Here is a 21,059-nt window from a genome sequence, read left to right as displayed (position 1 = left end):
TGTGAGTTTAAAATTTATAGTTGACAGAGAACGAACAAGTAACTCCTTTTTTATATTGTCCCATGACCAGATCTTTTCCTTTATTATAACTCATATCGTCTGTTTGACCTACATTAATATCGCTACTGCTTGTATTGCGATACACAACAAAGGTTTCATTCAATATGTCGCTTGCATTGGCCTTAATTTCAAGGTTCTTCAGAGGTCTTACCGAGAGTTGAAGATCAAGAACATTACGTGGAGCTTCGTATTCATCGTCTTTTTCTTCTTCGCCGGACAAAACCAGTTTGCGTCCTGTTGTTCCATAACTAATGGCTGCACCGAAAATCTTACCCGAATAATCCAATCCTGCATTCACAGCGTAGGGTACCAAGCCCTGCAAAGGACGGTTCCGGTCTTCGGCAAATTCTACATCTTTGGGAGGTTCCAGACCGATAGCTTCATACATTAATTTCGATGTATTGTATTTTACATCTCCTTTCAGAATCGTGGCATTAGCCGTAAGGTAAATATCTTTCAAAAAACTGCCGGGAGAGACAAAACCAAAAGACTTACGCAGATTTAACTCCAAGCCTAGGGTTGTAGCCCTTTGTAAATTAAAGGTATATCTGGAATAACTGAGGTCTTGCTGCGATTGAACGGTAAGTAATTCTACCGGGTTTTTAAAACGTTTATAGAATCCGCTGATGGAAATAACTTCACCTGCCTGCAGATACCACTCGAAACGGAGATCAGCATTGTCTATATAAGTTTGCTTTATTCCTGCAACATTTCGCACTTCAATCCGGTCTTCCACATTGTAATAGGTAGAGATGGCTAGTTCACGAAAGTCAGGACGGGCGATGGTCTTACTATAAGCTCCCCTGACATTAAAGTTATCGGTAATATTGTATATCAGTGTCAGGGCAGGCAGCCAATCCGTTTTTTTATTGACCAGGGTAGTATCAACGTCCATTTGTCTGGCATTGTCTCTGTACATGGATTGGGCTTCCATGTTTCCCGCTTCCATCCGTACACCTGCTGTTACATGCAGTTTCTTCCGGAATGTAAAATCACCCATCAGATAAGCGGCATGCACCTGTTGGTCTCCTTTATAATAGTCTTTTAGACTTCCCATAATATTTCGCAGATACAGTTTTCCTTCAGCATAAAGTTCGGGAGCATAGGTTTCCTCCAATGACAGACCATCTTCATACGGATTCCTTCCTACATCTGTCGTTTTTACGGTTTGTAGATATTCCCGGTTAAAATCTGCATTACGGAATGTACCCAGGTATCCCACTTTTAACTTTTGCTTATTGCCCTCTACAACAAAAGGATATTCGAGATTTCCACCGATATTTTTCTTTTCTTCCTTCAATCGACTATACATCTGAAAGCCGGCAAAATTATATCCGTATGGGTACAACCAATTGATCAGGTAATTACCGTCGACAGGGCGAGGATCAGACATAATAGCACCTGTAGCTAAACGATCATCGGGCGTCGTGCGTAACATTTCACAATAGTCCGCCATCCATGAAAATAATAAGCCTTTCGGTAATTGATGTTCTCCGGAGAGTTGCGTCTGCCAAAGCCTGTTGATTTGCACACTGCTGAATTGTTCCATCTGATGTGCAAGAATATCACTCTGTTTCCAGATAACTCGTTCCATGTTCGTGTGGGTAAAACGATTATTGAACAGGTTGCGCCAGGTGATTTTATGCCCCGGACGTTCCCATCCTATATTGGCAACAGCACCCGTTGTGGTGATAAACTTGTATCGTTTTCCGGTAATAAGGGTATCTATAGCACTCCCCATATAAGTTGCCCGTTGCAAATCCTCCGTATTCTCTTCATGACGATAGGTCAGTGATGCGATCATCCCTAATTTATTGTTATTGCCTAAGTCAAATGGTAGTCCTGCTGTGATCGCATAACTTTGGGTAGGTGCTCCCTTAAAGTTTCGTAGTCCCCAATAATTAGGTACACGTGCATCCATTTGATTCAGTGTTTTTCTTTGATCATCTGTTAGCTGATCGTAGCCAATCCTTTTACCCTCCTGTATAAATATGCCATTGCTGATGTCCGATTTCCACTCTTTATCATACCAGTCGCGGCTATTTCCAAACAGGTAATCGCTATCAAAGCGTTTGTTACTACGGAACTCCTTACCTGTGCTGATCGTATTGAACCCTGTTCCCAAACTAACGGAAATAAGCGGTTCTTGGGGTACAGACAGCGTATTGACTTCTACCAGTCCCCCTGTAAATTCTCCTGGCAAATCAGGCGTAAAGGTTTTGGAGATAGTTACGTTGTCTATCAACGCTGTAGGGATAATATCAAAAGAAAAATTACGGCGGTTAGGTTCTGTGCTGGGTAAAGAACTACCGTTTAGTTGAACATTGTTGTATCTTTCTCCTAGACCACGTACAATTACATATTTGCCATTATCGATCGTTACTCCGGAAACTCGTTTCAATACTTGTGCAACATTATTATCACTGGTCTTTTTGATCATATCGGAACTTACTCCGTCGCTCATGGCCACCATGTTTTTTTGTTTGGCATATAGTCCATTTGCAGAGGCTTGTCCGTAGGCCGCTGTTATTACCACTTCGCCCAGCTGCTGTGTGGCTTCTTTCAGAACCACGTCCAGAGGGGTGATTTTACCTGCCACTATCTTTACATCGTTTACTTGTAGGGTTTCATACGACATAAAGCTGATCTGGATCGTTGTTGTTCCAGCCGGAATATACGGCAAAGTGTATTTACCATCTACATCGGTAGCTGTGCCCGTAGTTGTTCCTTTCACTACTACGGTTGCCCCGATAACAGGCTGTCCTTTCTCATCAAGGACTGTACCGGATAGGGAGCCTTTGCCTGTATCTTTCTTTCCTTGTGAAGTGGACTGAGAAACTGAGGCTTCCTTCTTCTTCTGTACTATTGCATATCGAGTGTCATTGTATTTAATATATGACAGTTCGGATGAATGAAGGCTCTGGATAATTAATTCATCTGTGTTTTTACCTGCCGGATCAAGTGACGGGGAGGTAAATGCTTTTACCATATCCTCCTCGAATGCTACCTTGACTTGTTTTAATTGCTCTATCCGTTGAATACGTTTCAGAAGATTCTCCTGAGGAAATCTCGACTGTTGTGCCGTGGCTGGCAATGCGGATAACAAAAAGATTGTTATACAGATATTTAAAAGTAGTATCCACCTTTTGTCCTGTTCTAATAATTGTTTTGAACTAAATAATAATGCTAATTTTTGCATACCTTTACAAAATATTTATGGATTAATTGTCTTGTTGGTCTGTAAATGATCCTGTTTTACAGGGTAGCATTGAGCCGTGGATAGACCTGGTCAGCATGACTCTTTGCTTTACTTTAGCGTCCTGTTCCAGCAGGGCGCTTTCCCTTTTATATTGACTCCTTTATGTACTGTCCATATACCTGTTGTTTTTACAGAATAAATAATTTGATTTATAGTGATTGTCTTTTGAATCTATATTCTATTATGTCCTACCGATAAAATTCTATTTTACCTGCATGCTTTTTACTATGTAGTCCATAGATATCATTCAATTCCTGCAGTAATGTCATACCTCCATCGTCAGCAGGATACGATCCATGAAAATTGATAATAAAATTAGGCAGACCGTCGATTGATACAGAAGTACCATAACATTGTTCGATTTTCAACTTGATTTCATCCAGACCCGCACTGTTGAATACCAACAATTTGCCGTCTTTCCATGCCGCTGCATCTCGCCAGTCGATACTATCCTGACGGTAAGTCTGTGTTTCGATGTCCCATGTCATCTGTAGATTACGGGTTAGGGTTGCAAGCTTTTTGTGTTCGGTTGTGGCAACTTCCACACAACCTTCACGTACTGAAATAACATTCTTACGTACACCTGTATATGCTTTTACATTGAATGATGTGCCACGTACCGTAGTCATTGTCTCTCCACCATAGACAATAAACGGCTTTTCGGGATTCTTGGTAACCTCGAAAAAAGCTTCCCCCGTAAGGTGAATCTCACGACGAGTGGCATCAAACAATTTCTCATCATATGAAAGTTGGCTGCCTCGGTTCAGATAAACTGTACTACCATCCGGTAAAGTGTATTTTTCGACTTCATGTAGGGCGGTGAGTTCAACACTATGAGAGGTCATTGTGGTTTGGAATTTCAAAAATAACCAGACTCCAATCAGGACGAAAAAAGCTGCTGCTACACCATACTGGTATGTACGGGGAATTGGTTGTTTAAAGAATCCAGACGATTTTTTCTTGCCCTTATTACTCGACGTATTCGTATATACACTGTTGAGAATACGTTGCCCGACTGACTCCGAATCTATAGTGTCGTAATCGGTACCTTCATCGGGAATCACCACCTGATCAAGTAACTGCAATTCTTCTACTGTCAGTTTATCCCCAGCTTTATAACGCCGCATCAGTTTTTGTAACGCATCTGCTTTCCTTCGTTCTTCCCGGGTTAAAGATTGGAGTTGTTTATCTTCTTTCTTCATATAGATTCTTTTTTTATGTGAGAATATTTTTCATCCCCCTCTATATATATTATCGAATCTCACAGAAGTTTTTCACGATAAAAAGAGACTTTTTTTTGAATTATTTTTCATGAATATTTTAATTTTCTGATATACAGATTTTTATAGCATGTAAAAATGGACTTATTTTTAAATTTTCTATTATAAAAGACGTTGATCTCCTATATACATTACGAATTTTTCTAAATAGGTAAACTCTGTAGAAATGAAAGTTACAAATATGAATAAACAGAGAAGCCTTCTTCTAATTAGGTACTTTTCTTTATTCGAAACTTAATATTATTGTAATACTTTCATTGGTTCTATTATGTAATTTTGTTCCGGTTTAAAATACTAGCATATGAAAACCGACAAACAATTGCTGAATGGTTTTTCCGAGAACGGTAAGGAAGTTATTTTTGAAGGATTATTCAAAAGATATCACCTCGTCTTGTGGAAGAAATCTTTAAAGATGTTCAGATGTAGGGAAGATGCCGAAGATCTTCTTCAGGATTTTTGGCTTTACGTTTTTAATAACATGCCAAAGATAAAAACAGACGAACAGGGTTCTGCTGCTCGTTTTCTACATACAGTGTACACTTGCGATGTGTATGATTTCTATAAAAAAAGAAAATGGGATACAGTCAGTCTGGATAATGCTCTTCTTGAAAAATTGCATGATCAGTCCACTATATCATCTAACCTCGTGGAAGAACACATCTATATAGAAGAGTTTCAAAGATTGAGAGTGAGTATTCTGAACACATTACCCCCAAAAGACAGAACACTCTTCCACCTCTACGATAAAATTAATTTGTCTGTTTCAGAAATTGCTTTACGATACTCTTTGAGTGAGGGAACAGTTCGAAACAAGATCAGTTCGATTAGTGTAATCGTTAATAGTAGACTGCGTTCAATCTATGCAGCAGTTTCCATCATTGTATGGCTCTTCATAGGACATATCTTTTAGAGTATATCTATATAGATTTATTTTCTCTATATAAAATCATTTCTTCGTAAAGTAAAAGAAGAAATATATTTATCTATTGTTCCAATTTCGGTTAATTACTATCAGAAGAGACAGAAAGCGAGTCATAGCGTTTTAAGAAAGGCTTGTAGATATGAATAATTTAATTTAGTTTTGTAGCAAGCTAATCAGCCTGCTTAAAGTGGAGCAAATTGATGAAGTTACCTCGTTACTTATCCGTTACCTGTTTCGAATCATAGCCAATCCAAATGATTGATTCATAAATGGATAGCCGAAAATATTTGGTTTGTTTCTAAATCGTTACCTGTTGTGGAAAATAATATTGTAAAAATCTGTTTTTCAGGAAGTAACAAGGATATATATGCCTTGAGCAATGGCAGCTGATGCTCTTCTGAATACCACAGATATTAGCAATTTCTTTCAAATAGCAGTTTTATTAGGGTTATAAACTCTTCATCAATTGATTACAAAGAGTGGTTTTAGAAGAAGTAACGAGTTCGTGACGGTTCTTGTGACAGGCTTTTACGTGGGTTTACATCTTGCCGAATAACCTTTGTACAAATATAAAAAATAAATCAAAAGCAATAAGTGTCTCTTTTTGTATTTTCTTCTTTTTTGTTAAAATATTGCAGCAAATATTCTCTAAAAAATATTATTTTTGTCAGGAAACATTGATAGACAATATCTTGTGAAAATAAAAGCCCATATGCTATTGCTTAAAAATTATCGGAAACACGTATTTTTATTGTTTGCTCTTCTTTTACAGCAGACACTCGCTTCCGCTATACCTCAGGAAAAAGCATCTTACCCCGAACTGGAGTTGTATCGCCGAACACTTACTTCTGAACAAGTCACTGCCTATCAAAAAGCATTGAAGGATTATAACAATATACCCCATGTCAAGAAAACATATTCAGACAACAAGGAGCTGAACCATCATTACAAAGAGATAATAAATCTACCCGACACAACATACGATCAAACGAACCTGAAAGTTAACGAATTCTATTTTCTGTTCCTGCAAGCAGCAAAGAAAGGATATATTAACATGGAACTTGAATCGCTTTTGCAGGCATTCAATGTTGCTTTCTGGTCGCAGACACCCAGCTATACAAAAGCCTTTGAAACGGCTATATTGCTCGAAAGGAAGCTCTCCCTTGTTTCAGAGAAAGAATATCCCGATAAAAGAGCTGCTTATCTCAAATTAGGAGAAGCCTATTATCTTTTCAATGACTTTGACAAAAGCATAGAATTGCTTAAGCATGCTATCACAGACAATCCACCACGCTCTTTTACCGATTGTGCTAATCTGGATGCACGTAAAATTATCGGTATTTGTTATGCCAATGTAAATCGGATGGATAATTCCGACTATTATTTTCAATCTACGCTGAAGAGTAAAGATATAGTACTTAATCGACCGGTATACAATGCCATCGCTTTATCACATCTGGCATGTAATGCCATGCTAAAAGGAGAATACGACAAATCCTTAGTATTGGATTTGGAGGTACTTCCATTTTTGAAAAAGGGGGACGATTATGGACATGTCGCAGGAATGTATGCCTGCCAATGTTTTTCCTATTTCGGGATGGAAGAATCTTCGCAAATAGCGATGTTAGCAGACAGTGTTCTTTACTATGCACAGAAAGATAAATATAACAGGAATAAACGTTTAAAGCAAGCATATACTATTTTGGCAAAATACAGTGCCAAACAAGGAGATATAGATAAATCACAGGAGTATAATGATTCTCTAATAAATATTTACAAAGCAGAAGACAAATTATGTAACTCCCAATATATCACTCAGGCAAAGCAGAACATAGCAGAAAACGAAATAGAAACAAGGAAAGCAGAAGCTGAAACACAACGTAAAGCCATACTTATTATATCTATTGTATTTGTAGTATCGGTAGCAGCCCTATCTGTTATTGTAGTACTTTATCGCCGTACACAAGCAGCTTACAGAACGTTGGTTAGAAAGAATCAAGAGTGGGCAAACTCGATAAGTGTCGGGAGCACATTCGTCCTCAATCAGATCAACGATAAAAATAATAATATAGATAAACTTTATACGGTAGGTATAGACAATCCCTCGGACAATGTATCTAAAGAAGACCTTGCCGTTATGTCACGAATATTCTCTTTTGTCGTCGGGCAAAAACAATATGTTTCGCCCGGTTTTAACCTTGAAATGTTATCAGAACATTTAGGCATCAACCGTAAATATCTTTCCAAAGCAATCAATAGCGCCACGGGTAAAAATTTCAATACCTACATCAATGAATACCGGGTAAAAGAGGCTATTCGTCTTCTTTCCGATCCTGCGAATACATTATCGTCTGTCGATGATATCGGTATACAGGTAGGTTTTAGCAATCGCACTTCTTTCTATGAATCATTCCGCAAAATGACAGGTATTTCTCCTTCTCAATTCAAGAAAACCAGAAAAAATATGTCAGGATTTAAGGATTAACACCTACTATATCCATTTGTTAATCAATAGATTAAAAAAAGTATGTCAGGAATCAGGAAAAGGGGAATAAAACTTACTTTTGGCTGATTTCTTTTTAAGTTTTTCTTCTAACTTTACGATACATTTTAACATATCACCTTACAATTCTCATTCTGATACTAAAATAAGTTCAGGCTATTTTCATAGCCTTCAAGATATAAATATACAACAATATAAACAAAATAAAGAATAAGATGAAACATCGCACACTCTTTATTCTGTTGTTTGCTTTATCCCTGTATTCCTACGGACAAAGCAACACGGAATCATTGCCTACATACACACCAAAAGGTAGTATCAGTTTACGGACAAACGTAGTTCCCTGGTTGATGCTTACGCCAAATGTGGGCTTGGAATATAAAACCTCTGACCATATTGGGCTTATTCTGGATGGCGGCTGGGCACATTGGATCCTCAATACCCCAAACAAATACTGGAGGATGTGGAACGTAGCTCCTCAGGCTCGCTATTACTTAGGTGAAGCCAAGTACAATTACATCGGTGTACAATACACCATGGGCGAATACAACCTAACGGGCAATCAGGGCAAATACATGGGTGGCGGACTTACCCTCGGGCACCAGTTCTATGCAGCCAAAAACCTGATGGTCGATTTAGGATTCTCGTTAGGTTACCTGCATCTCTATGATAAAGAAGAATACCAACGTATAAATGGTGTAGACTACCGTGACGGAAAGAAAACTTCCAACGGATACTGGGGGCCAACAGGCTTATCGATGACCTTTGTGTGGAAAATAAATTGATAACAGCTAAAGAACCGAAAAATGAAACTAAGCAAGATACTTTTACTACTGGCAATAGCTGCAATGACATCCTGCACTATCGTAGACCTCGAAGACCCCTTGAAAGGAAAAATCACACTCGTTGCCGATTGGAGCAAACGCACGACTGGCATCGAAGAGCCGACAAGCTATTCGGTGATAGTGAACAACCAGACGTTGAACTATACACAACCTACAAACTTATTGCCCGAACTGAATACAGGGACTTATCCCATTTATATTTACAACACGCCTGATAAGACAAGCATTGCAGGCACAACCGTTACGGTAGCTACTACTAATAATCAGATCGATCCGCTTCCCGGATGGCTGTTCACTGCTACTACTCAAGCCATATATGCAGATTTCAAAGAAGAAACCATTACTGCTACAATGCAACAGCAGGTAAGACAGTTGACTATAACACTAAAGCCTGAAGGGGGTACAATAGAGCGGATAACAGGTATCAGTGCCATCCTGTCGGGAATTGCCGGAACATGGGACTTTAAAGCAAACAAACCTGTCGGAAATGCGATGAATGTACCTTTAACCTTTACTAAGCAAGATAACGGTACATGGCAGGCAACTGTTCGATTGTTAGGTATTACAGGTACGCAGCAAATACTTACCGGAACGGTCACATTTGAAGGGGGATCGCCTACTGATATAACTCTAGACAGTGACTTGTCTGCCATCATAGCCAAATTCAATACGGATAAGATAACACCGCTTTCGCTACAAGGTGATATGAAAGAAACACTAACAGAACTTGGTTTCGTCACCAGTGTTACCGATTGGGTAAGAGTCGATGAGTCTGTTGTTGCAGAATAAAACTAAAATTATACAATATATGAAACAAACAATAAGAAACCTCTTAGTAATCTTGGCTTTGCTATCACTGGTAGGATGCAGCAGTGACGAGGACACAAATATACAGCCGGAAGTGAAACCGGGTAGCGAAGTACAGTTTGATATCGCTTTTGCCCCTTCGACTCGTGCAACGACCGATATTGCATTCAATACGGTCTTTGAAGACGGAGACGAAATCGGAGTCTTTGCTCTGAAAGCAGGAACAGCAGATGTTGTTGCCCAAAACGTAAAACTGATGCGTGTAGGCGGCTATTGGGTAGCTGCAACCAATGCCGATAAAATTTATTATCCGATGGATGGTAAAAGACTCGATTTTGAAGCCTATTACCCTTATCAGGGAGATCACAATACAACAAAAGAAGAGTTGTGTTTCGAGGTGAAAGCCGACCAAAGCACGGCAACCAACTACAATAGGCACGATCACCTAAGAGCTACTGCTTCTGGACAAAGTAATAATTTGGTAAGTTTATCTTTTGACCACATGATGGCAATGATACAGGTAACTGTAGACAGGGTCGCTCCTGTGCCTGCTTTCAGGGAAGGAACGGATGGCTTTAAAGTAATATTGAAAAATGTAAAGCGCAACACTGTAGGTAGCACTATTCTGGTAGACACTTCTGCTCCTTCCACAGATATCACCATGTACCGTGTACCTACCACCGATGGCAGTTGGGTATTCCGAGCGCTGATACCGTCGCAGATAATCGATCCAGGCGAACTATTTGCTTTCGGTCAGGCACTAGAAGGCAATGTGATCGATATGGAATATACCATTAACTCGCCGACACTCCTACAACGGGGGAAAGCCTCGACTTATAAGGTAACACTCGATTACCAGTTAGACCCGGATCATCCATATAGTATAGGAGATATTTACCCCTATAAGGGTACACCGGTAGGCATTGTATATGCAACAAGCAATGCAAGAAAGAATGGGAAAGTACTAAGTCTGGATGAAGGTAATGCTATTAAATGGGCTAACGAGGATGGAACAACCAATGCAACAGATGGGACGAATGGATTGATAAATATGAAAGCGATATTTAATATTGGTTCCACTTTCTCCGATTATCCTGCTTTCGCATGGATACATGCTAAGAGTCCTGTGAATGAAGAATATAACAGCTCTATAGCTAAAGGGGTATGGTATCTGCCTGCTAAAAACGAATTGCAAGATCTATATAATGTTAAGGATATCGTTAATATGGGTTTGACTTTTATAGGAGGCGAAAATTTAAGCGATACGTGGTATTGGTCTTCTTCGGAGGCCAGCGCTACGCATGCAAGTGCTTTCAATTTTGGTACGAACTTACAGCTAGGATATCACAAGGGGAATATTTTACGTCTCCGTGCAATTATGAATTTTTAATGACTTATTCAAAAAAATCGATCATAAAATAGAAAACAATGAAAACAAAAATAATAAAACACTTCCTTTGGTTAGCGGTATTACCCCTGCTGTGGGGCTGCTCGTCAGAGGAAAACTTTCTGTCGGAAGAATATCCGTTGATGCTGTCTGCACAGGTAGAGGGAGCCAGTGCTCCTATCCCCGGATCGGTTTCAGACATCGGCGATGTCGGGGTATTTGTTTCGGGAGGAATATCCTATAACAATGCAAAATATACAGGTACGTCAGGCAGACTAACTCCCCAAAAACAAGGCTATTGGGGCTCCACAGGCAACATCAGCATCTATGCATACGCTCCCTATCAGACAGGCTCTCTTACCAGTGTGTCAGTAAAAACAGATCAGAGCCTCAATAGCAACTATACGGCAAGTGATTTTCTGTATGCAGCATCCGAAACTTTCACATTTGCCAATCGTAACAATATCTCGCTGACTTTTAAGCATCACCTGAGCAGGATTAACCTGACACTTGTGACAGGAGACGGAGTTAACGCTGCTGAATTGTCAAACGCCACGATACAGATAACCGGAGCGAACACTACAGCTACCATCACCCTCTCTGGAGTATTGATGACCCCGAATAATATACAGGCTATAACACCCAATGGCGATGGGACGAATAAGTATAAAGCCATTGTGATTCCGCAAACGGTATCGGCAGGCACGGCTTTATTCGAGGCTACTATAGGAGCACGTAGCTTTGAATACATTTTGCCCGTTGAACAGAAATTTAGAACAGGCGAACAATACAACTATACCCTGACCCTCTCGCAAGGCGGAATTACTGTCAGCCCTGCGGAAATAATCAAGTGGACGGAAGATTTAAAAGATAATAATGGAATAGCAAATTGATCGTGTAAAATAGAATACAGAATAATTATAAACTCAAAAAAAGTATGAAAACAAAACTATTAAGTGCATTAACATTATCTGCAGTATTATTTGCAGCATGCAGCAACGACAACGAAGAACCCGCAGACAATTGGAACGGCGAAATACACCTGACCACAGCTTCTGCCGATTTACGAATGACTAAAGCAGCTCCGGACGATCAGATCGCTTCGGGACAGCAAATAGGTTTGTATATCAGCGAGGATGCCTTAACGCCGGCCGTTACCTATATGCCAAATCTTGCCCATACAGCGAATGGCAGTGGAGGGCTGACGGGAACTACGCAGTATTATCCCGAAACCGGAAGCGGGGTGAAGATATCCGGCTACCATCCGTACAACAGCGGCTTGGCCGATGTCTTTGATTTCAGTGTGACAGCCGACCAAAGCGTCAATGCCAACTATTACAACAGTGACCTGTTGTACAGTGCAGAGGCGAATTATGCCCGCCAAAAGACCGCTCATACGCTAACCTTCGATCATTTATTGACTAAAATCACCTATACACTTGTGGCGGGAAGCGGTTCTCCCGATCTATCCGGTGCGACTGTGAAAATAATCAACACTTTGCCCACTGTTGAATTTGACCGTATTGCCGGAACAGTAAGTGCTGCAAAAGGTACGGTAACAGCAATTACGCCCAACGCAGGCGGAGCAATTATAGTTCCCCAGACTATAGCGGCAGGCACAAAACTGATAGAAGTTACATTGGCTTCAGGGGGAACTCTTTACCACACTGTTCCTACAGGTGGCGTTAATTTCGCTCCGAGGCAACAGTATAACTATGCAATTACAGTAAACCTCACAGGAATAAGTATGTCTACCAGTGTTACCCCTTGGCAGCCTGTTGGAAAACAAGTGACAGCCGAAATGGATTAAATATGAAGCAAATTATTCTTTATATTGGTCTGATGTGCTTGTTGGCCGGTTGGTGTATCTCGTGCAGCAATGACACAGAGGAAGGAATAGGGGGAGATCTTCCTATCCTCCTTTCAGCACAGACTGTAGATGGCCTGCAAGTGAAATCAACTATAACCGACAATCAACCCCTGTTATCGGGCATGGAAGCAGGAGTTTATATCAATGAGGATGGCGGAACGAATGCCTCGATAGGTTCCAATCTGCATTACAAAGTGAATGCTTCGGGTGGATTGAATTTACAGGGCGGTTCGCAGCCTTACTATCCATCGAGTGGACGGAGTGTGAAGATATCTGGCTACTATCCATATAGTAGTGATACTGCCGATTTGTTCGATTTCAGTATCGAATCCAACCAGAGCACCGATGCCGGTTACAATGCCAGCGACCTGCTGTATAGTACAGAGACAAGCTATACCCGTCAAAGTACGGCTCACAGTCTGCCATTTAAGCACAAGCTGTCACGTATCACCTGCAGTTTAATTGCAGGAGATGGTGCTCCCCCTCTCACAGGAGGGGCAACGGTGGGGGTAAATATTATGAATGTATTGCCCACAGCAGAGTTTGACCGCACAACGGGAATTATAGGTGTGGCAAAAGGCATAGCAACAAACGTTATTCCCCATGCAAACGGAACTATTGTTGTGCCACAGACTATTGCAAGTGGTACTCGCCTGATTAAAGTAGTGGCAGATAACAACGATTATTATTACAAACCGACATTGCCTTTGGTTTTAGAGTCCGGCAAAAGTTACGATTTCCGGATTACGCTACAAGGTACCGAACTGCAAGCAACGTATACGGTAATGGATTGGACAAATGGTACAGTCGATGATAATGGCGGTATTGTTGCAGCATATACCTACCGAGTAGGCGATTACTATCCCGACCCGAATGTAGATCTGAGCAATCCGGTAGAAAAAGTCAAAATAAAAGGCATCGTCTATTGGCTCGACCCCGCAAGCAGCGGAAAGCACGGTAAAGTGGTAGGGCTGAAAGAAACAACAGGACGCTGGGGAGTATATGGCAAAGATGAACGTGTAGACGTAACAGGTATCCGCAGCACCACAGACGGGAAAACAGCCACTCGCAGCCTGATAGCAGCACGTAAAGACGCAACGAATTTTACGACCGACTATTTCATTTTCAACTGGATATACCAAACCATGAATAGTGGTATTGTTGACGGTGTATGGTATTTGCCGGCCATGGATGAGTTGTCCGTTCTGTACAGTGCTTATAATACGAATAGAAGCGACTTCAACGATAGGTTGAATGCCGCCGGGGGTGACGATTTAGGCGACTATTATTACTGGTCTTCGTCGGAGGGTGACAGCACCAGCACGTGGGGTGTCTCTTTCGGTGCTGGCAGTACGTTCTACGGCAATAAGAGCTTTGGCAGCAATAGCGCGCGTTGTGTTTTAGCTTTTTAATAAACATAGGCTGCTTGCCTGTTTGTCCGGCAGGCAGTCTTATTGGTAGAACTTGCTCTCGTAATTCACAACCTTTATCAGTATTATATTTCTGTAATAATTCTCGTGGGACTCTTAGTAATGGAATATTGCGCATATTATTTGTTTTAATACAAGGTTTACGAATCCACATCTCGTCCTTATTCCCATGAATAATATGTTCCGCTTTCAGGCTCTTAACATTTACGAATGCTAGACCAGTAAAAGCACAAAACACAAATACATCTCGCACTTGTTCTAATCGCTTACATGGCATTTCTTTCTCCATTAAAGTATTCAGCTCGTACATCGTTCGAAATTCTACGTATACTTCGTCTTGTCTAAACTTGATAGGAGTGAAAGGGTCTTTCTGCAACCAGTCATTGACCAGAGCAATACGAATAATTTTCTTAAAATTTTTAAATGCTTGATTGCTGAATTGTTCGCACAACCCTTCTCTGTTTTAAGGTAGAGTTCATATTTACGAATGAAATATTCGTTAATCTCTTTTAATGGAGTGCCCTCAATACTCATTTCTATTGACATAAATTCTTTCAGATATTTCAGAGAGGGGTCGAATTTATAAATAGTAGATTGTGAATATTCTACACCGAGAAGTTTTCGACATCGTTCATTATGATCGGAATGCACTTCTACCAAAGTTTTTCCTTTCTCTTCATCTTAATGATTTCCGAGGTACATATCTTTGAGAAGCTGGGCAGTAATGTGTTTGCCATCTAGCTCCAATTCTCGGTACATGGTGGTGATTTTTGCCTTTGCCGAATTAATGTAATTGTTTAATTCGATTGCAAATTTGTCCTTAGCCCTTGATCTTTCTTTTGCCTAATCCCATAAATTAGGTGAGACTGTTCCCTGTAGACTAACTGCTGCAATCTGTTTGTTTACTGTAATTCGTAGATAAATAGGAGCTTCCTCTGTTTTTACAGCATTTGATTTTTCCAAATAACACGATAGAAAAAACGTGTTTTTCTTTTTACTCATTTTTTGTTCCATAATCTTAAAAATTTTTGGTTATAAAGTTATATTTTTAAGCCCTTAGAACAACTACTGAAAACGTTGTAATACAGTGAAATAAAACTGTTCACGTTACCAAACTGTAGCCTGTTTTTTATTTTTAAAAATAGGTAACGTTTAGGTAACGGCAAACCTGCTTTAAAGTGCATTTTTTTGCTTTTTGACCAAAATTCAGGGAATAAAAAAATCCTTGAAAACCAATTGATTTTCAAGGATTTGCTTTGTTTTGCCTTTCGGCCTAGTGCGGATGAAGGGACTCGAACTGTCCCTCTATTCGTTTGTATATCTTGCTTTTACAAAACTATCTAAAACATACAGGCAACACTTTGGTAGCGTAAAAAATGAACGCTTTGCAGTGCCTTGCTTTTGGCTGTTTTTCTAAGAACTTTGAGGTAAAGGTAAGAAAATAAATGCAAAAGGCATAAGTAATCAACAACTAAGTTAAGTCTTTAGGCAACATAGATTCTTTCACGTTATATATTTATAATAGACTGTTATTAAATAGAGTAGTTTCATAAGATATTACTATCCATTTTTTGCCAATAAGCACTTCCATCCTTTATCTGAAAGAAGCGTTGTTTTAAAATCTCATCGTTTTTTATCTTTGTATACAGCTCTTCTATTTTTTTAGAGCTAATAGAGTTTGCTTTATATGCAAAACTTAATAGATAAAAGTGAGATAAATTTAATACTATATTAGTTTTCATCTTTGATATGTCTTTACACCAGATAGAATCAATATTCATAATGTTATTTAGAAAATATTGCATTTGATCTTCAATTACTTCGACTGGTTGATAATAATAGTAGGCTACAACATAATTAGCGTAATCCGTTAATAAAAAGTCTAGTAGATAAAGTTCTTGTTCTCTATATTGATTTTCAAAATATAGTTTCCATTTTAAATATACTATCTCCACAAATAACTTGAAATTCTCCACAGAAGATTTTTCTTTAAAAATATCTAGTATTTGTGTTCTTTGGTCAATAAAAAAGTTATTTGTGTTCAGATCAATAAAGTCATCTAAAATAGCTTTAATAGAATTTTCAGGAAGTGAACTAAGAAATAGTCCTAACCCCAAACTCAATATATTACTTCTATGTAAATATTTAATAACTTGTCTGAAAAAACCTTTATCTGTTTCATATATTCTTTCCAATAAACTTTTTATTTGCATCGAATAAAGTTCCAAATCAATATTGTTCTCTTTTTCAGATATATTACGAACAATCTCAAAATTCACCCATTTATTATCAATTTTTGCATCATCAGATAATCTAAGTAGTCCATCAATATCAAAGGATTGTAAATAAAACACGATATATTGAGTATTTGGTAATGAATTTAATACTTCAATAAACTTGCTGTAATCCAGTTCGTAAAGAAAATAAATCAGATTTTCTAATAGGTAATTAAAATGAAAACCTTTTCCCCCTCTCTCTAGCGCTTCTACAAAATCATATACATCATTTAGATTCTCTGTTTTAAGTCCATCAAGATGTTTTGCTAATAAATTCTCTTCAAAATATGATTTTCCTTCTATTCTAGTTTCAACCTTTATCGTGCTTAGTAGCCTTACAATTAGACTAGAGTTGTTGTCTATTTGTTCCTGTGTTATATGGCTAGGCATTAATTTATTTAACTCAATATTAAGATAGCAATTTATACTTAGAAAGGATAGAACTGCTTTCATATTAGATTCATCAAGTCCTTTGACTAAAAAAACTCTCATTGTAGCTATTAATTCTGCCAATCTTTCAGAATCATATATGGATGATACACATAATTGACGTATAGAATGATCTATATTTTTAACATAATCATCTTTTTGTAAAAAGTTTTCCAATTCTATTGCTTCCAATTCTTCTAAAAGCGAAAATAACTCACTTGAAGTTTCTGAAGAGTGACTTAAGGCTAAAGCCTTCTCTTTTATTTCTTGTGCTTCCATACAATACATTCATCTTTGTCAAGTGAATTCCATAAATCATTAAATGAATCAATTACAGGCTGAGGATGAGCAACGATTTGTAATATGTTATGCTCTTTACCGAAAGAATTAATCGAAGTTCCGAGAGCATAAACTCTAGGCTTATTCAGTTTGTCTCCTGGGAAAATTAAAAAGCGATCATGAAATTTCCATCCACAATTCTCATATTGCATCCTAAACTCTAAATTTAGTCCCAAATTGTTATTATTCGAATTATCTAGAATTTGTCTTTCTTTATTAATAATTGACTTTGCATTTACATTACCTCTGTCTTGTTTCTTTTCTTTTTTCAAGAATATTGATTTCAAACAAGTAAAAAAAGATTTGAAACCTTCTCCACTTACTCTTGAAGCCGATTTATCATTGTAAACTAAATTAGTTGTACTATTTATGGCACCAATAGCCCGTAACTCTACACCTGAAGTCTCGGAAAAGTATAATGTTTTAAGGATATCATTTGATCTTAAAAATGGATCCCAAAGATAAACCCCATTTTTATCAGATTGCTTTATCAACTTTCTTATATCTTCTAAAGCTATATTATTATCCACCTTATGATATTGTTTAAAGGACAATTTTTTTTCTAGTTCATTCTTTTCTTTTTCATACAGATTGCTGTTAATTTGGTCTGTATAAAAAACTTGTTTGTCTTTCTTTTTTTTATCTCTTGAAGACACATTAATTATCTGCTGTGCCCCTTCAATCTCAAATATACGAGGTTCATGATTGATTATTCCAATACTAAAGTCGAATGATTTTATGAAAGTCCCAGAAAAATGAGCTATTATTAGGCTCGGTCTTTTCCGCCATATCTTAATATGATTTATTTGATCTAGATTTCCAATATCAATAGATTGTTTGTCTGAATTATTATAATCCTCTATTGTAGCTCCCATGTAGTTATTGTCATATGTTGATTCAACTTGTATAAGTATGTCCTTATCCGTAAATTGAGAATGCCAAGCAAAATTTAATTCAACTCCATTCCAATCCTTTAATGCTGTTGCATCAATGTCTAATGCTGTTATAGGGAATTGGAATATATAATTCCCTATTCTGTCTCTTAAAATTGATAAATCTATTGGAATTATTTCTCGTATCTTACCACACAACTCATTATACTTTGTCAAGAATGATTGATCAAGTAATGATCTTAACATTTTCTTTTCTTCATCAAAGATTTCTAATATATAAGAACCACCACTATGAAAATTATTTTTTAGACATGCATTGAGCCTATTCCCTTCTTGTGAAGGAATATATTGTTTGGTCAAACTCTTTAGAATAGAAGAGATATTTATCGCATCCGAATGATTTGAATACCATTTTTTATTATTGACGAGGTGAAAATAAATATCTTTCACTTCATCTATGGATACCCTATATTGTTTGATTCCTAAAGAGTATTCTTTGTCTATTGAAAGTAACTGAGGAGTAAGGAAGCTTTCTTTTTTTACAATTAAGCTGCTTTCTTCCAATACACAGATTGTAAAAAAATTAATAATCTCATTTTTTGAACAACTATCAACCTTTGTTTTCTTCACCAGAAATAACTCAGTGATTTCACAACTATTATAGAACGCAATATTTCCTCTTGTAGACAATAAGTCAAAATCTTCCATATCATCTTATATTTTGTCTTTTAAATTTAGCCTCAAAAAGTTTAGCTCTTATATCTCGAATTCTTCTCCAACTTTCAATCCCTTCGTCATCATACATTCCTCCTCCATAGCCTTCCTCTTTGATATCCCGTTTAAAGATATTGATGACTGGTATTATTCTGTTCTCCATCATTGATTTCAGAGCTTTTACAAGCTTATAACTATCAATTGCTAAAATATCGAGAAAGCCATCCAATCGACTTTCTGGAATACCAAAATGTCCAATAGGAAACAATTGAATATAACAAAGGTCTTCTTTATTGGTATTTGCACTATCTTGTTCTTCCTTATCATCCAGTTCTTCCATTTCTTTTACCAGATTTTTGTATTCTTCTATATCATTTTTGCGCTTAATTACCTTATCATTTAGCATCTTTATCAACATATCGTGGTATCCCCCTTGATTAAACAAGTGCGATACTTTTGTCAGAGATTCTTTTAAAGAATGTTCTTCAATCAGAGATAAAATCTCACTTTTTATAGCTTCAGCATTGTCATTCTTATGTTGATATTTCAACACTTCATATCTCAGAGATAATGCAACTATTGCGTTATCAACATATCCTTTTTCATGAAATCTCTTTGCTATGTTTGCAGCATTATTTGAAATAGTAATTAAAGCATCATCTTGATCAATATCTTGCAATAACTTTAAGTTTGAATTTTTTAATTCAAACTTAATTGTCTGAACGCTAACAATAGTTTGAAAACGGATTTTCATTTCTTGTAGTTTACAGATTCCTATAGATACAAAATTATCAGCTTCGTGTAATTCCTCTTCCAATTTCTTAAGATATGATTCCCATTCAAGGTAAATCTGTCCCCATCCATTAATAAACTTTTGACGAATTGAAGAGTTAATTTGCTCATCAAACTCTTCAATTGCATTGATCATGGCTACATTCTGTATATATTGCGTATTAAGATAATCACCCCAATAATATAAATACTCACATTTTGCCTGAAAACGAGCGTTCTCGCTTATTGAGTAATCTTCTCCTATTTTAACGATTTCCTCCCTGAATTTAGGAAAGCTATCCTCTGAATCAATGTTACTTAAATAATTGTTTACTACAACCATCGTTTTAGTGTACTCTGATAAAAATTTTGAGTTCTCTAAAGATTTTAATATTTCTTTATATTCTTGATAAGATAAAATACCAATTGCAAATTTTGCCTTTGCTTCAAATAACGTAATGTAATCATTCTCTTTAATACCTGTGTCACTTCTATTTACTTTTGACTTTCTGAAATAAGATAAAGCTTCAAAGTAATTGGAGGAATGGTAATGTGCGACACCAACTGTTGCATAGTATTGCGTGCTCTTAGGAGTATCTGTAACCTTTTCGCTTAAAGACACAACCAAACTAGACTTACCCTGATTACATAATTCAATACCAAATATTTCTATATACTCAATAATAGATGCTTCATCTGTTATATCATAGTCTGAGGTTATATGTACTTTGCGAGATTCTTTATCATGTGATGTTATATGTAACCTATCATTTAATATCCTTGAAGCCTCGCATCTTGTTTTAACCTCGTCATAAATAGATTTAATCAACTCATCATTTAAGACTCTATCAATTCGTAGAGTATGGGATTCTTGATTGTGCCATTCATCATTAATTAATGATAGCTCTCTGACAAATTCATTTAGTTGTTTTACATAAAATTTATCTATCGATTTTACATAACAAATATAATAAGCTGGCAAACCTCCATTTAACAGATATTGAATATTTGAAGTATCTATTTGCCAACTATAAGAATCATCTTTGTTCGGACTCTTAGATTCTGTAGATTTCAATTGAATGAGAAATCTAAAATTTGTATAAAAGTTATTGTGCTTTAACTCTATAGTTAGATCTATCCCTTTATCTCTATAGACTTCTTCTCTGATTTCGAAAGAAGCATGAGAGAAAAGAGGGCGTAACCTATCTTTTGACAATTGTTCTAGTTCTTCTTGCTTCGATGTTTTAGGTAATTTCATGTTATGTAGAATACTC

The 21,059-nt window shown here is 37.4% G+C and carries 15 protein-coding genes; 8 read left to right on the top strand and 7 right to left on the bottom strand.

The genetic code is table 11. From position 1 onward, the window contains the following. Positions 1-7: 7 nt before the first annotated feature. Both BGC7_RS13195 and BGC7_RS13190 read right to left on the bottom strand, forming a co-directional pair. Positions 8-3,259: a TonB-dependent receptor domain-containing protein gene (locus tag BGC7_RS13195; RefSeq protein WP_082206733.1), complete on the bottom strand. Its 3,252-nt coding sequence runs from the start codon at positions 3,257-3,259 to the stop codon at positions 8-10. 248 nt (positions 3,260-3,507) lie between these two features. Next, positions 3,508-4,521, bottom strand: coding sequence for a FecR family protein (locus tag BGC7_RS13190; RefSeq protein WP_050702064.1), 1,014 nt, complete (start codon positions 4,519-4,521; stop codon positions 3,508-3,510). Between the two features lie 379 nt (positions 4,522-4,900). Between BGC7_RS13190 and BGC7_RS13185 the strand changes: the two genes are divergently transcribed. From BGC7_RS13185 to BGC7_RS13150, 8 genes are all read left to right on the top strand, one after another. Next, a complete protein-coding gene (locus BGC7_RS13185; RefSeq protein WP_050702063.1) occupies positions 4,901-5,509 on the top strand; it encodes an RNA polymerase sigma factor in 609 nt (202 codons plus the stop codon). Between the two features lie 724 nt (positions 5,510-6,233). Further along, on the top strand, positions 6,234-8,006 hold the full coding sequence (locus tag BGC7_RS13180; protein ID WP_157258725.1) for a helix-turn-helix domain-containing protein: 1,773 nt from the start codon (positions 6,234-6,236) through the stop codon (positions 8,004-8,006). Positions 8,007-8,239: 233 nt separating this feature from the next. Continuing rightward, positions 8,240-8,809: a DUF3575 domain-containing protein gene (locus BGC7_RS13175; RefSeq protein ID WP_082206731.1), complete on the top strand. Its 570-nt coding sequence runs from the start codon at positions 8,240-8,242 to the stop codon at positions 8,807-8,809. A 21-nt stretch (positions 8,810-8,830) separates the two neighbouring features. Then, entirely contained in the window at positions 8,831-9,658 is an 828-nt protein-coding gene (locus BGC7_RS13170) for a FimB/Mfa2 family fimbrial subunit (protein WP_050702060.1), read from the top strand. Positions 9,659-9,677: 19 nt separating this feature from the next. After that, positions 9,678-11,066 (top strand): fimbrillin family protein, encoded by a 1,389-nt coding sequence (locus BGC7_RS13165; RefSeq protein ID WP_157258724.1) that lies wholly within the window; start codon positions 9,678-9,680, stop codon positions 11,064-11,066. A 38-nt stretch (positions 11,067-11,104) separates the two neighbouring features. Then, positions 11,105-11,956: a fimbrillin family protein gene (locus BGC7_RS13160; RefSeq protein ID WP_050702058.1), complete on the top strand. Its 852-nt coding sequence runs from the start codon at positions 11,105-11,107 to the stop codon at positions 11,954-11,956. Positions 11,957-12,000: 44 nt separating this feature from the next. After that, positions 12,001-12,873 (top strand): fimbrillin family protein, encoded by an 873-nt coding sequence (locus BGC7_RS13155; protein ID WP_050702057.1) that lies wholly within the window; start codon positions 12,001-12,003, stop codon positions 12,871-12,873. 2 nt (positions 12,874-12,875) lie between these two features. Then, on the top strand, positions 12,876-14,345 hold the full coding sequence (locus BGC7_RS13150) for a fimbrillin family protein (protein ID WP_082206729.1): 1,470 nt from the start codon (positions 12,876-12,878) through the stop codon (positions 14,343-14,345). A 339-nt stretch (positions 14,346-14,684) separates the two neighbouring features. Here BGC7_RS13150 and BGC7_RS18330 read toward each other — a convergent pair whose 3' ends face one another. The 5 genes from BGC7_RS18330 to BGC7_RS13135 form a co-directional block, all read right to left on the bottom strand. Further along, positions 14,685-15,014, bottom strand: coding sequence for a phage integrase SAM-like domain-containing protein (locus tag BGC7_RS18330; RefSeq protein ID WP_369799097.1), 330 nt, complete (start codon positions 15,012-15,014; stop codon positions 14,685-14,687). A 192-nt stretch (positions 15,015-15,206) separates the two neighbouring features. Further along, entirely contained in the window at positions 15,207-15,377 is a 171-nt protein-coding gene (locus tag BGC7_RS17920; RefSeq protein ID WP_185112978.1) for an Arm DNA-binding domain-containing protein, read from the bottom strand. A 533-nt stretch (positions 15,378-15,910) separates the two neighbouring features. Continuing rightward, a complete protein-coding gene (locus tag BGC7_RS13145; RefSeq protein ID WP_050702055.1) occupies positions 15,911-17,347 on the bottom strand; it encodes a hypothetical protein in 1,437 nt (478 codons plus the stop codon). Further along, positions 17,329-19,008: a VPA1262 family N-terminal domain-containing protein gene (locus tag BGC7_RS13140; protein ID WP_050702054.1), complete on the bottom strand. Its 1,680-nt coding sequence runs from the start codon at positions 19,006-19,008 to the stop codon at positions 17,329-17,331. The genes BGC7_RS13145 and BGC7_RS13140 overlap by 19 nt, the downstream gene beginning before the upstream one ends. Before the next feature lies 1 nt (position 19,009). Continuing rightward, complete coding sequence (locus BGC7_RS13135; RefSeq protein ID WP_050702053.1) at positions 19,010-21,043, bottom strand: DUF4365 domain-containing protein; 2,034 nt, start codon at positions 21,041-21,043, stop codon at positions 19,010-19,012. Positions 21,044-21,059: the final 16 nt, after the last annotated feature.

Source organism: Dysgonomonas sp. BGC7 (assembly GCF_001261735.1).
Taxonomy (GTDB): Bacteria; Bacteroidota; Bacteroidia; order Bacteroidales; family Dysgonomonadaceae; genus Dysgonomonas.
Note: the sequence above shows the minus strand (reverse complement) of the source record. Positions and strands in the feature narration are given on the sequence as shown.